This is a genomic window from Micromonospora sp. NPDC085948 (assembly GCF_040686315.1).
In the GTDB taxonomy this organism is placed as follows: Bacteria; Actinomycetota; Actinomycetes; order Mycobacteriales; family Micromonosporaceae; genus Micromonospora.
On record NZ_JBFBJW010000001.1, the window covers coordinates 255,468 to 268,262 of the forward strand.

General features: G+C 72.0%; 14 protein-coding genes. 8 read left to right on the forward strand and 6 right to left on the reverse strand.

Annotated features, from left to right (window positions below):
* Window positions 1-138: 138 nt before the first annotated feature.
* From AB0O48_RS01260 to AB0O48_RS01270, 3 genes are all read left to right on the forward strand, one after another.
* Entirely contained in the window at window positions 139-501 is a 363-nt protein-coding gene (locus AB0O48_RS01260) for a cupin domain-containing protein (RefSeq protein WP_357246478.1), read from the forward strand.
* A 127-nt stretch (window positions 502-628) separates the two neighbouring features.
* On the forward strand, window positions 629-1,021 hold the full coding sequence (locus tag AB0O48_RS01265) for a hypothetical protein (RefSeq protein WP_357571813.1): 393 nt from the start codon (window positions 629-631) through the stop codon (window positions 1,019-1,021).
* Window positions 1,014-1,430: a hypothetical protein gene (locus AB0O48_RS01270; RefSeq protein ID WP_357246483.1), complete on the forward strand. Its 417-nt coding sequence runs from the start codon at window positions 1,014-1,016 to the stop codon at window positions 1,428-1,430. Before AB0O48_RS01265 ends, AB0O48_RS01270 begins: the two co-directional genes overlap by 8 nt.
* A gap of 64 nt (window positions 1,431-1,494) precedes the next feature.
* On the opposite strand, the gene fabG is transcribed toward AB0O48_RS01270, so the two are convergent.
* Both fabG and AB0O48_RS01280 read right to left on the reverse strand, forming a co-directional pair.
* Window positions 1,495-2,253: a 3-oxoacyl-ACP reductase FabG gene (gene fabG / locus AB0O48_RS01275; RefSeq protein ID WP_357571814.1), complete on the reverse strand. Its 759-nt coding sequence runs from the start codon at window positions 2,251-2,253 to the stop codon at window positions 1,495-1,497.
* A 43-nt stretch (window positions 2,254-2,296) separates the two neighbouring features.
* Entirely contained in the window at window positions 2,297-3,949 is a 1,653-nt protein-coding gene (locus AB0O48_RS01280; RefSeq protein WP_357247149.1) for an alpha-amylase family protein, read from the reverse strand.
* A 57-nt stretch (window positions 3,950-4,006) separates the two neighbouring features.
* Between AB0O48_RS01280 and AB0O48_RS01285 the strand changes: the two genes are divergently transcribed.
* Both AB0O48_RS01285 and AB0O48_RS01290 read left to right on the forward strand, forming a co-directional pair.
* Window positions 4,007-4,621, forward strand: a complete 615-nt coding sequence (locus tag AB0O48_RS01285; RefSeq protein ID WP_357571815.1) for a DUF1349 domain-containing protein — start codon at window positions 4,007-4,009, stop codon at window positions 4,619-4,621.
* Between the two features lie 57 nt (window positions 4,622-4,678).
* Window positions 4,679-5,350: a DedA family protein gene (locus AB0O48_RS01290; RefSeq protein ID WP_357571816.1), complete on the forward strand. Its 672-nt coding sequence runs from the start codon at window positions 4,679-4,681 to the stop codon at window positions 5,348-5,350.
* A 4-nt stretch (window positions 5,351-5,354) separates the two neighbouring features.
* Here the strand turns inward: AB0O48_RS01290 and AB0O48_RS01295 are convergent, their stop codons facing one another.
* Both AB0O48_RS01295 and AB0O48_RS01300 read right to left on the reverse strand, forming a co-directional pair.
* Entirely contained in the window at window positions 5,355-6,101 is a 747-nt protein-coding gene (locus tag AB0O48_RS01295; RefSeq protein ID WP_357571817.1) for a membrane protein insertase YidC, read from the reverse strand.
* Between the two features lie 117 nt (window positions 6,102-6,218).
* Window positions 6,219-6,512 (reverse strand): DUF6412 domain-containing protein, encoded by a 294-nt coding sequence (locus tag AB0O48_RS01300; RefSeq protein WP_357246498.1) that lies wholly within the window; start codon window positions 6,510-6,512, stop codon window positions 6,219-6,221.
* Between the two features lie 160 nt (window positions 6,513-6,672).
* Between AB0O48_RS01300 and AB0O48_RS01305 the strand changes: the two genes are divergently transcribed.
* The 3 genes from AB0O48_RS01305 (at window position 6,673) to AB0O48_RS01315 (ending at window position 10,252) form a co-directional block, all read left to right on the forward strand.
* Window positions 6,673-7,809 (forward strand): glutamate--cysteine ligase, encoded by a 1,137-nt coding sequence (locus AB0O48_RS01305; protein WP_357246501.1) that lies wholly within the window; start codon window positions 6,673-6,675, stop codon window positions 7,807-7,809.
* Window positions 7,810-7,832: 23 nt separating this feature from the next.
* Window positions 7,833-9,212: an FAD-dependent oxidoreductase gene (locus AB0O48_RS01310; RefSeq protein WP_357571818.1), complete on the forward strand. Its 1,380-nt coding sequence runs from the start codon at window positions 7,833-7,835 to the stop codon at window positions 9,210-9,212.
* Window positions 9,213-9,280: 68 nt separating this feature from the next.
* A complete protein-coding gene (locus AB0O48_RS01315) occupies window positions 9,281-10,252 on the forward strand; it encodes a LacI family DNA-binding transcriptional regulator (protein WP_357247151.1) in 972 nt (323 codons plus the stop codon).
* 205 nt (window positions 10,253-10,457) lie between these two features.
* Here the strand turns inward: AB0O48_RS01315 and AB0O48_RS01320 are convergent, their stop codons facing one another.
* Both AB0O48_RS01320 and AB0O48_RS01325 read right to left on the reverse strand, forming a co-directional pair.
* The gene (locus tag AB0O48_RS01320) at window positions 10,458-11,411 is read right to left on the reverse strand and encodes a carbohydrate kinase (RefSeq protein WP_357571819.1); all 954 of its coding nucleotides are present in this window, start codon (window positions 11,409-11,411) and stop codon (window positions 10,458-10,460) included.
* Window positions 11,408-12,667: an AGE family epimerase/isomerase gene (locus AB0O48_RS01325; protein ID WP_357246510.1), complete on the reverse strand. Its 1,260-nt coding sequence runs from the start codon at window positions 12,665-12,667 to the stop codon at window positions 11,408-11,410. Before AB0O48_RS01325 ends, AB0O48_RS01320 begins: the two co-directional genes overlap by 4 nt.
* Between the last annotated feature and the right edge of the window lie 128 nt (window positions 12,668-12,795).

Consider the following 12,795-nt stretch of genomic DNA (forward strand, 5'->3'; position numbering starts at 1 on the left):
AGTCGCCGCGGTGGTCATGACGGCGGCGGGTTCGACCAATCGAAGCAGCTACCTCCCCGTTTCCACGGACCCGCTCCGGGCAACGCCACGTCCGATCGCCGCCAGACACCTCAAGCGCGGCGAGGCAGTCTCGACGGCATGCCGAGCACTGATTCGACACTGACCAGCGGCCCCGTCGCCTTCACACACTGGTACGACTTCGCCGAGGGCGGGCCCGTGCACAGCGCCCTGCTGCCGTTTCCGTCGACGGCACCCGCGCCGTTCGAGGTCGCTCGCTGGTCGGTGGCGCCGAACACGTCGAACGACCTCGATGTCCATCGGTCGCGCGAGGTGTGGATCATCGTGTCCGGCACCGGAACCTTGACCTTCGGCGACCAGACGAGCGTTCTGCGGCCCGGGGACGTCGCGGCGTTCGACAGCGGGGTGCCGCACCAGCTCCGGAACGACGGACCGAACCCGCTCCTCGCCGTCTCGGTCTACTGGTTGCCGGACGGCGACTGACGTCGGCCCCGGTCCGCCGAAGTGTCCCGAACGCCCGTCGACGGCCACCCACCGAGGCAGGGTCATCCGATTACTACGGCGGTTAGTAGGCTGTGCCGGTGACCGAGGCAACGACCGGGCAGGTCCGGTGACCAGCGCGAGCATCGACTCGCCGGTGGACGGAATCGTCGCGACCGTGTCGATCGTGCTGTCGCTACTCGTCGCGGTGTGGGCGCTGGTGGCGGCGGTGCGCCAACGGCCGCCGGACCGGGTGCAGTTCGTCGGCCTGGGCGTACTCGAAGTGGCATTGCTCGTGTTGAGCGTGCTGGCCCTGGTCGCGGTCGGCGGCGGGGACCGGCCCGGTGAGCCCGGGGCCTTCTTCGGCTACCTGGTCACGCTCGTGAGCCTGCCGCCGTTGGCCTGGGTGCTGGCCCGGATGGAGCCGACCCGTTGGGGTTCGGCGATCGTCTGCGCGGTCTGCCTGGTGGCCCCGGTGGTGGTGGTCCGTTTGCAGCAGACCTGGGAGGTGCTCGGTGGTTGAGACACGACCGGCCGGACGCGCCACGAACGCCGGCCCCGGTCGGCTGCTGATCGCGGTCTACCTGCTCTTCGCCATCGCGGCGACCAGCCGGGCGGGTCTGCAGCTCGCCACCAAGTTCGACGAGGCGCCGGTGGCGTACCTGCTCTCCGGGGTGGCCGCGCTCATCTACATCGTGGCGGCGGTCGGGTTGGCGCGGGCCGGGCACACCGGCCGACGGGTCGCGCTGGCGTGCTGCTCCGTGGAGTTGGTCGGGGTGGTCGCGGTCGGCATCCTGAGCCTGGCCGACGAGGAGCTCTTCCCGGACGAGACGGTCTGGTCGCAGTTCGGCAGCGGGTACGGCTACATCCCGCTGGTGCTGCCGGTGCTCGGCCTGATCTGGCTCTGGCGCACCCGCCGCGCACCCGCCTGACAACGACGACGAGGGCGCCGCCGGCAGTGCCGGAGCGCCCTCGTCGGGGGTACACAGGTACGGGTCAGTCCCGCGGGCCGCCCGCGACGTAGATGACCTGACCGGAGACGAACCCGGCACCCTCGCTCGCCAGGAACGAGATGGTGTGCGCGACGTCCTCCGGGAACCCCGGGCGACGCACCGGGATCTCGGCCGCCGCGTGCTTCTTGAAGTCGTCGAAGTCGACCTTCATCCGGGCGGCGGTGGCCGCGGTCATGTCGGTGACGATGAAGCCGGGTGCGACCGCGTTCACGGTCACCCCGAACGGCCCCAGCTCGATGGCGAGCGTCTTGGTGAAGCCCTGGAGGCCGGCCTTGGCGGCGGCGTAGTTCGCCTGACCCCGGTTGCCCAGCGCGGAGGTGCTGGAGAGGTTGACGATCCGCCCCCACTTGCGGTCCACCATGTGCTTCTGCGCGGCCTGGCTGAACAGGAACGCGCCCCGCAGGTGCACCCCCATCACGGTGTCCCAGTCGGCGTTCGTCATCTTGAACAGCAGGTTGTCGCGCAGCACACCGGCGTTGTTGACCAGGACGGTGGGCGCGCCCAGGTCGGCGGCGATCCGGGCCACCGCTGCCTCGACCTGGTCCCGGTCGGAGACGTCGGCGCCCACACCGAGCGCCCGGCCACCGTCGGCGACGATGGCGTCCACCGTGTCCTTGGTGGCCGACTCCTCGATGTCGACGACGGCGACGGCCATCCCGTCGGCGGCCAGCCGTCGGGCGGTGGCCGCGCCGATGCCGCGTGCGGCTCCGGTGACGATGGCGACGCGGGGCTCCTCCGACATGATTACCTCCCGGTAACGTGGGGTCGATCGGAGGAGCTTAACGTCAACAGGCCGGCCCCCGGCATAGGCGAATCCACCGGTATCCGTAGCCGGAGACCTTCACCGCGCCGAGCTTGCCCAGCTCGCCGTAACCGCGGTCGGTGAGCACGTCGATCGGCATGTCGGCCTCCGGTTCGAGGCTGCTCAGGTCCACCTCGACGTCGTCGGTGCCCAGGTTGTGCACGAAGACCATGGTCCCGGTCGGCCCGTCCGCCCGGTGCGCGAGCACACCGGCGGGCACCGCCACGTCGATGTGCGTCGTCGAGCCGGACCCGATCTCCGGGGCCTCCCGCAGGGTACGGATCATGCGCTCGAACCAGGCGAGCAGCGACTTCGGGTCGCCGCGCTGGGCGGTGACGTTGATGTTCTGGTAGCCGAACTCACCCTTGTCGATCACCGGGCGGACCAGCTTCTCCGGGTCCGCCGTGGAGAAGCCGGCGTTCGGCTTGTACGACCACTGCATGGGGGTACGGATGGCGTCCCGACCCCGCAGCGACAGGTCCTCGCCCATCCCGATCTCCTCGCCGTAGCGCAGCACCGGCGTGCCGCGCATCGAGAACTGGAGGGCGTACGCCAGCTCGATGCGCCGCCGGTCGTTGCCGAGCATCGGGGCGAGCCGGCGACGGATGCCCCGGTCGTAGATGCGCATGGTCTCGTCCGGGCCGAACTCCGCGTACACCTGGTTGCGCTGTTCGGTCGTCAGCCGGGACAGGTCGATCTCGTCGTGGTTGCGCAGGAAGGTGGCCCACTGCCCACCGACCGGCAGCTTCGGGGTGTCGTGCAACGCGTCGATCAACTGCTCCGGGTCCTGCCGGGCCAGGGAGAGCATGAGCCGACCGTTGAGCATGAAGTCGAAGAGCATGTGGATCCGGTTGCCGGACCCGCTGGCGTCGCCGAAGAACGTCGGCAGTTGGTCCGGCTCGACGTTCGCCTCGGCCAGCAGGACGGCGTCGCCGCGCCGCCACTGCACGTGCTGGCGCATCTCGGTGAGGAACTCGAAGTCCTTCGGGGAGTTCGGGTTGCCCGGCTCGGTCAGCTCGATGATGAACGGCACCGCGTCCATCCGGAAGCCGGAGACGCCGAGCTGGAGCCAGAACGACATGATCTTCTTGATCTCCGCCCGGACCTGCGGGTTGGCGAAGTTGAGGTCCGGCTGGAACTTGTAGAACCGGTGGTAGAACCACGCCTTCGCGGTCCGGTCGTAGCTCCAGGTCTCGTCCTGCTCCCCCGGAAAGACCATGCCCTGGCGCCGGTCGTCCGGCTCGGTGTCCGACCAGACGTACCAGTCGCGGTACGGGGAGTCCGGCGAGGACCGGGCGGACTGGAACCACGGGTGCTCGTCGGAGGTGTGGTTTACCACCAGGTCGATGATCACCCGGATGCCCCGGTTCTGGGCCTGGTGCAGCAGCTCGGCGAAGTCGCCCAGGGTGCCGAAGCGCGGGTCCACGTTGTAGAAGTCGGTGGCGTCGTACCCGTCGTCGCGGTTGGGCGAGGGGTGGATCGGGTGCAGCCACAGGCAGGTCACCCCGAGCCGGGCCAGGTAGTCCAGCCTCCCGATCAGCCCACGAATGTCACCGACGCCGTCACCGTCGGAGTCGGCGTACGTGTCGATGTCGAGGCAGTAGACGACGGCTTCGGAATACCAACGGTCACCCATGCCGAAGGAACATCTCCGTTCGATCACCGCGGCAAACCCTTGGTTATCGTGCCTGTCATGGGAAACGACCTGGTACCGCCGAGCACACCGTTGGACTGGTCCGCGGGCAGGTGGCTGCACCCACCGGTACGCGTCGAGGACGGTCCCGCCGGCCAGCTCGTCGTCGAGCCGGCGGCGGAGAGCGACTTCTGGCGGCGGACCAGCTACGGCTTCGTCCACGACAACGGCCCGGCGCTGCTGGCACCGCTGCCGGTCGACACCGCCATGGAGGTGAGTTTCCGGCTCGACTTCGCGGCGCAGTTCGACCAGGCCGGTGCGCTCGTCCGCGTCGACGAACGGACCTGGACCAAGGCCGGCGTCGAGATCAGCGACGGTGAGGCGCAGGTCGGCGCGGTGGTGACCCGGGAGTTCTCCGACTGGTCGGTGGCGCCGGTGCCGCAGTGGGCGGGCCGGGAGGTGACCGTCCGGGTCAGCCGGGCCGGCGACGCGCTGACCGTCCGTGCCCGCGCCGACGACGAGCCGTGGCGACTGGTCCGGCTCGCCCCGCTGGATCCGGCGGCCGAGGCGGTGGCCGGGCCGTTCTGCTGTGCGCCGTCACGCGCCGGCCTGACCGTGGTGTTCACCGGCTGGCGGCAGGGTCCGGCGGACACCGCTCTGCACCCCGAGGTGTAGCAATAGCCTTGCCGGGTATGACAATCCGATCCCCCGCAGCCGACCGGAAGGACGACCATGGCGTACGCCCAGAGTGGCGACCCGGCCGAGTTCACCGGGTTGACCGGTTGGGTGGCCTCGGTGATCGAGGCGATGGGACCCGTGGGCGTGGCGCTGCTGGTGGCGTTGGAGAGCATCGTCCCGCCCATTCCCAGCGAGATCGTGTTGGCGCTCGCCGGCTTCCTGGCCCACGAGGGCAAGTTCAACGTCCTGCTCGTGACGCTGGCCGCGACGGTCGGCTCGCTTGTCGGCGCGCTGGTGCTGTACTGGCTCGGTGCGGCGCTCGGCGAGGAGCGGCTCAAACGGTGGTTGGACCGCATCCCGCTCGTCGACAGCGACGACCTGGAGAAGGCCGACAAGTGGTTCGAGCGGCACGGCCGGTGGGCGGTGCTGATCGGCCGGGTGGTACCGGTGGTCCGCAGTCTGGTCTCCGTGCCGGCCGGGGCCAACCGGATGCCGTTGGGCGAGTTCATCCTGTTCACCACGATCGGCAGCGGGGTGTGGAACGGGCTCATCGTCGGGGCCGGCTACGCGCTCGGCAGCCGTTGGCAGGACGTGGAGCGCTACAGCGACTGGTTCAACTACGCGATCGGCGCCGCCTTCGTGGTGGTGGTGGTCCTGTGGGTGATTCGCAAGGTTCGCAAGCGGCGGGAGCGCGACGACCGGCGGTCGGTGACCGCCGGTCGCTGATCCGCTACCGGTCGGCCGCCGCCGCAACTGCCTGCGGGCGGCGGAGCACCGCCTGTTCGACCGCCGACCACACGCTCGTGGTCACCAGGTAGATCACCGCGGCGAGCGGCAGCACCAGCGCCACCAGCACCGTCGTGAACGGCAGCAGGGGCAGCAGCCGCCCGAGCACGGCCGCTCCCGGCCCCTCGGTGGGCGTACCGGCCACCGTGCCGACGGCCGCCGCGGCGCGCCGCGCCCGCCGCGACGACCACCAGGCCACCGCCAGCAGCACGGCCAGCAGTACGGCGAAGAGCGGGCCGGCCGCCCCGGCCACACCGTCGCTGAGATGGTGGCCCAGCGGCACCCCGGCGAGCCGCTCGTCGAGCAGCCCGGTGCCGCCCTCGTTCGTGGCGAACAGCCGGTAGAGCACCAGCAGGAACGGCGCCTGGAGCAGCAGCGGCAGGCAGCCGGCGATCGGGTTGGCGCCGGCTGCTGAGTACAACGCGAACACCTCGCGCTGAACCTTCGCCGGGTCGTCGGCGTACCGCCGCTGGAGGTCTCGCACCTGCGGGGCGAGCGCCGCGCGGCGCCGCTCGCCGCGGACCTGCGCGACGGTGAGTGGCGAGATCAGCAGCCGGACGGCGATGGTGAACAGCACGATGGCGGCGGCGGTCGCCATCGTGCCGGCCAGTGGGGTGAGCAGGTCGGTGAGCCAGGACAGTGCCGTGCCGGCAGCGCCGACGACGTCGTGCAGTGGTGCGAAGGCAAGCATGGACAAACCCCTCGGTCCGATTCCGGTGGGGTCCTCCCCCGAGCGACACCCGACAGCACGGGCGACGCTCGACAGGGGGACCTGTGACGGCGGGATCGGCCGCGCGGCGGCGTGGCGCTACGCGGCCGAGGGGTGTCCCGGGGCACGGGGGCGGGGGCGACCGGCGGCGTCCGGGTCGATCTGCCGGGGCATTCGGCGGCCACGGGACCGGGCGCGCAGCCCGGCCCACCGCGGCCCGGTGCCGGGGGTGCCCGACCTGCCCAGCACCCGCGCCGCGAGCACCACGGCGAGCAGCACCAGGGCGGTCAGCGCGGCACCGGCGAGCAGGTCGGTCGGACGGCCGGCGAGCAGGGTGAGCTGGGCGAACGCGACCATCCACGCGACCCCGACAAACCCCAGTGGCACCGGCACGGGCTCAGCATAGGACCCGCTGTCACGTCGTCCCGCCGAAATCGACGGCACACCCGAGCACGACGAGTCACGCCACGTTTCCCGGTGTCGCCACGTTGGGTAACCAGACAGCGGACCGACGCGGATGGACCGCGACCGGTAGGAACGGACGGTGGTGTCGATGACCGGTCAGGTGGCGGAGGCGCCCAGCGAGACGGCTGCGGCGACCGGATTGCTCACCGTGGGTGTCGAGGAGGAGTTCCTGCTCGTCGACCCGCACACCGGGGCCGCGGTCCCGGCCGTCGACCTGGTGATGGAGCAGGTGCCGGCCGAGCTTCGCGGGCAGGTGGAGCGGGAGTTCCAGACCAGTCAGATCGAGATCGGCAGCCCGCCCGGCCTGGAGCTTTCGTCGATCCGGCACTCCCTCGGGGTGCTGCGGCGGGCGCTGTCCGACGCCGCCGAGCGGGCCGGCGTACGCCTGCTCGCCATCGGCACGGGTCCGGTGGACGGTCCGGTGCCGCCGGTGGTGGACAAGCCCCGCTTCGACCGGATGATCGAGCGGTTCCGGCTGCTCGTCCCGGGCCCCGGCAACAACGGCATGCACGTGCACGTCGGCGTCCCCGATCCGGAGACCGGTGTGCAGGTGCTCAACCACGTACGCCCGTGGCTGCCGATGCTGCACGCGATGACCACCAACTCCCCGTTCTCCCGCGGGGAGGACACCGGCTACGCGAGTTGGCGCTCGGTGGAGTGGGAGCGCTGGCCGTCGGTGGCCCCGACCCCCTATCTGGAGTCGCACGAGCACTACCAGCGGCTGATCCGACAGTTGATCTCCAGTGGGGTGATGCTCGACGAGGGGATGCTCTACTGGTACGCCCGCCTGTCGGCGAAGTACCCGACGGTGGAGCTGCGGATCGGCGACGTCTGCCCGTCGGTGGACGACGCGGTGCTGGTCGCCGCCCTGGTCCGGGCCCTGGTGGCGACCGCGATGGCGGATGTCGAGGCTGGGCGGCCGGCGTTGCAGACCGACCACCACCTGCTGGTCGGCGCACACTGGCGGGCCGCGCACGACGGCCTGGAGGGCGACGCGGTCGACGTCACCACCGGCGAGGTGCGCCCGGCCTGGGAGCTGCTGGACCGGCTGGTGGAACGGCTGCGGCCGGCGCTTGAGCAGCACGGCGACTGGGCCGACGTGACCGACCTGCTGGGCGGGTTGCGGCGGCACGGCAGCGGTGCGGCCCGGCAGCGCGCGGTGTTCGAGCGCACCGGCCGACTCACCGACGTGGTGCAGGACGTCGCACGACAGACCCGCGGCTGATCAGCACGTGACAGGATGAGGCCGTGGCGCAACGGCTGATCGTCATCGGCGGGGACGCCGCCGGAATGTCGGCGGCGTCCCAGGCCCGACGCCGCCGCGACCGCGACGACCTGGAGATCACGGTCTTCGAGCGGGGCCACTTCACCTCCTACTCGGCGTGCGGCATCCCGTACTGGATCAGTGGCCTGGTGTCCGGCCCGGAGGCGTTGATTGCCCGGGACCCGCAGACGTTCCGCACGACGTACGCGATGGACGTCCGGCTGCGCCACGAGGTCACGGCCATCGACCTGGACCGCCGCGAGGTGGTCGCCCGCGACCTGGAGGGCGGCGGCGAGGTCCGCGAGCGCTTCGACGACCTGATGTACGCCACCGGCGCGGTGCCGGTGCAGCCGCCCTGGGCGGCCACCGACGCTGGCGGCGTGTTCGGCATGCAGACCCTCGACGACGGGGCGGCGCTGCGCGACTGGCTGGAGGGTGAGCCACGGCCGCGTCGGGCCGTGGTGATCGGCGGCGGCTACATCGGCGTCGAGATGGCCGAGGCGCTGATGCAGCGCGGCCTGTCGGTGACCCTGGTCGAGGCGGGCTCACAGCCCATGGCGACCGTCGACGGCGACATGGCCGAGCTGGTCGCCGACGCGATGCGCGGCCTGGGTGTCACGATCCGCACCGACCTGCCGGTGACCGGCCTGGAGCAGCGCGACGGCCGGGTGTCCGCGGTGGTCACGGCCGAGGGGCCGATACCGGCCGACGTCGTGGTCCTGGGCCTGGGAGTACGCCCGAACACCGCGCTCGCCGAGGCTTCCGGGTTCCCGATCGGGACGACCGGCGGCATCCGGGTGGACCGGCGGATGCGGGTGACCGGGCTGTCCGGCGTCTGGGCGGCGGGCGACTGCGTGGAGACGTTGCACCGGGTCAGCGGGATGCCGGTACACGTGCCGCTGGGCACCCACGCCAACAAGCAGGGCCGCGCGGCCGGGATCAACATCGGCGGCGGGTACGCCACCTTCGCCGGTGTGATCGGCACGGCCGTGACGAAGGTCTGCGACCTGGAGGTGGGACGCACCGGCCTGCGGGAGCGGGAGGCCACCCTGGCCGGTTTCGACTTCGTCTCGGTGGTCGCCGAGTCGACCAACCGGGCCGGCTACTACCCCGGTGCCCGGCCGATGACCGTCAAGTTGATCGCCGAGCGGCCCAGCGGCAGGTTGCTCGGCGCGCAGATCGTCGGCTGGTCCGAGGCGGCCAAGCGGATCGACACGCTGGCCGTGGCACTCTGGAACGGCATGACGGTGGACGATATGACGTCACTGGACCTGGGCTACGCTCCGCCGTACGCGCCGGTGTGGGATCCGGTGCTCGTCGCCGCCCGCAAGGCGGTCGACGCGCTCGCTGCCCTCGACCGCTGACCGGTGCCCGCCGTGGAGGACCCGTGACCCAGACTCCGACCCGGCCGACGACGCGTCGGCGCCCGACGATGGTCGACGTGGCCCGGCACGCCGGGGTCAGCCTGAAGACGGTCTCGCGGGTGGTCAACGACGAGCCGGTGGGTCAGGAGCTGGTCAGCCGGGTGCTGGCCGCCATCGCCGAGCTGGGCTTCCGGCGCAACGACATCGCCCGCAACCTGCGCTCCCGGCAGCTCAACGCCACGGTCGGGTTGCTCATCGAGGAGATCGCCAACCCGTTCTACGCGACAATCGCCAGCGTTGCCGCCGAGATCGCCGCCGCGCACGGCACGATGCTGATCACCGCCTCGTCGGAGGAGGACCCGGAGCGGGAACGCGCCCTGCTCCAGGACTTCACCCAGCGCCGGGTCGACGGGCTGCTGGTGGTGCCGGCGGGCCTCGACCACTCGTTCCTGCGGCGCGAGGTCGAGTTGGGGATGCCTGTGGTGTTCCTGGACCGGCCGCCGCAGGGGCTGCACGCCGATGCCGTGCTGTTGGACAACCGGGGCGGCAGCCACGCCGCCGTCGCCGCGTTGCTGGATCAGGGGCACCGCCGGGTGGGCCTGCTGCTCGGTGCGCCGAGCGTGCCCACGATGCGCGAACGGTTGACCGGGGCGCGGGCGGCCCTGGCCGCGGCCGGGGTCGCACCGGACGAGTCGCTGGTCTCCGAGAGGCTCATCGCGCCCGAGGAGGCCGGGCGGGCGGTCGCCGCGCTGCTGGACCTGGCGGACCCGCCGACGGCCTTCTTCTGCGCCAACAACCGGCTCACCGTCGGCGCGCTCCAGGAGCTGCACCGCCGGGGCAGCGACGCCGCGCTTGTCGGCTTCGACGACTTCGAGCTGTCCCACCTGATGCCCCGGCCCCTGACCGTCGTCGCCTACGACACCCGGGAGCTGGCCCGGGTCGCCACCGAGCGGCTGTTCCAGCGGATCGCCGGAAACGACGAGTCCGCGCCGTCCACCACGGTCCTCCCCACCCAACTCCTCCGCCGCGGCCTCCCCTAACCCAACCCCCGCTCGCCCCCACCCCCACCCCCACCCCCACCCCCACCCCCACCCCCACCCCCACCCCCACCCGGTCGATCATGGAGTTGTGGTGGGCGTTTGACTGCACTTCGCGGCGTTTGTGAGGCACCATAAGTCCATGATCGACCCGGCGAGCCTGGGCCCCGGCGCGGTGGGGGGCGGGGTGGGGGCGAGGGCCGGGGTTTTACGGGGTTGGGTTGAGGAGGGCGTCGACGTCGGCGCGGTGGGGTGGGTCGGCGCCCTGGCGGGCGCAGGTCAACGCGGCCACCGTCGCGGCCTGCCGCAGCACGACGTCCCACTGCTGCTCGGTCACCCCGGCGAGCCGGTCGGCCGGCCGGTCGCCGAGCGCGTCGAGGTCGGCCAGCGCGGCCAGCAGACCGCCGGTGAACGAGTCACCGGCGCCGACGGTGTCGACGACCGTGGTGCGTACCGCCGGTTGCTCGTGCAGCGATCCGTTCGGGGCGAGCAACCAGACACCCTCACCACCCCGGGTGACCAGCGCGCAGGACACGCCGGCGTCGCGCCACTCGGCCAGTACGTCACCCACCGACCGGTCCGGGTAGAGCCACGCCAGGTCCTCGTCGCTGGCCTTCACCACGTGCGCGAGGGGCACCTGGCGTCGTACCCTGGCCTGCTCGGCCGCCCGGTCGGTGACGATGCTCGGCCGCAGGTTGAGGTCGATCGAGACGGTGAGCCCGTCGCGGCGGCGTTCGCGGGCGAGCAGGTCCTCCAGCACCTGCGCACCGGGTGCCAGCGCGAGCGCGAGGGATCCGGTGTGCAGCGCGGTCGCCCCTGACCCGGTGAGGTCGGGCAACTCGTCCGGCGTCCACTGCCAGTCCGCCGTGCCGGCCAGCCGGAACTCGTAGCTGGCCTGCCCGCTGGTGTCCAGCGTGGCCTTCGCCACCGAGGTGGGCTCCGGGGCGCGGACCGCCCAGTCCAGCTCCACCCGGTTGGCGCTCAGGTGTGCGGCGAGCTGCCGACCGTACTCGTCGGCCCCGAGCCGGGCCAGCAGCCGTACCGGCTGGTCGAGCCGGGCCAGGGTGACCGCCACGTTCGCCGGGGAGCCTCCCGGCACGGCGCGCTCCCCCTCGGCGGTGACCACCAGGTCGATCAGCGCCTCACCCGCGACCACGATCATGCGGTCACCTCGCCCGGCGCGAGCGGGCCGGGGCCACCGAGCCCGGTGGCCGAGCGGGACAGCAGCACCGCCTGGTACGCGTGGTAGACGTCCGGCCGACCGTGCCAGACCGTGTCGGCGGGCAGGTTCTGCGGGTCCAACTCGTGCCGCCAGCCGGTGCCGTCGATCAGGTAGCGGCGCGCGTACGCCCAGAAGACCCGGTACCAGTCGGCGTAGACGTCGTCGCCGGTGCGGCGGTACAGGGTCACCGCCGCTCCGACGGCCTCGGCGAGCACCCAGTGCATCCGGGAGCGCACCACCGGCCGGTCGTCCCAGTCGATCGTGTAGACGAAGCCGTCGGCACCGTCGACCGCCCAGCCGCGGCGTACGGCGGCGGCGAACAGGTGGCGGGCGTCGGTGAGCAGCCAGCGTGGCGGCTGCGGCAGGACCGCTTCCAACTCCAGCAGCAGCCGGGCCCACTCCAGCCAGTGGCCCATGGTCGAGCCGTACGGCCGGAACTGGTCGGCGGGCTGGTCCCGGTTGTAGTCGAGCAGCGGCGTCCAGTCGGCGGTGAAGTGCTCGGGCAGCCGCCAGTCGTGCCGGGCGGCCTCGGTGTGCGGCAGGTGGTAGGCGATCCGCAGGGCCCGGTCGGTCCAGCTCGGGTCGCCGGTGGCGGCGGCAGCGGCGAGGAACGCCTCCACCATGTGCATGCTGCTGTTCGCGCCGCGGTAGTCCTCGGTCACCGTCCAGTCCCGGTTCCACGACTCGCGGACCGCTCCCACCTCGTCGTCCCAGAACCGGTCCCGCACCACGGTCAGGACGTCGGCGAGCAACTCCTCCGCGCCGGGCCGTCCGGCGCGCGCGGCGCTGGATGCGGCGAGCAGCACGAACGCGTGGTCGTAGCCGGCCTTGTGGTCGTCGACGGGCGCTCCCTGCTGGTCCACGGCGCTGAACCAACCGCCGAACCGGTCGTCGCGCAGCAGGGTGCTGAGCGCGGCGATTCCGTGGTCGACAAGGGCGGCGGCGTCGGGGTCGCCGCCCAGGTGGGCGAGCGCGGCCACGTGGGTCATCCGGCAGGTGATCCAGGTGTAGACGGGTTCACCACGGTCCGGGGTGCGGTCGTCGGTCAACCACCAGAAGCCGCCCTCGGCCCGGACCGCGCGGCGGGCCGTGTCGAGCAGCGTGCGGGTCTGGTCGGCGAGGAAGTCGTCCAGGTCGGGCAGGTCGGGTGATCCTGCGGGGTTCGTGGTGGCGTCGAATCGGGGCACGTCGGTCATCTCAGCTGGTCACCGTCGGGTAGGAAAGGGACATACGGCCAGGATCGGCGTACGGACCGGGTCCGCGCCGCAAAACCGTCAACGGTACGGCGTGACGCCGCAGACGCAAGGGAGGATCATGAGTGCGA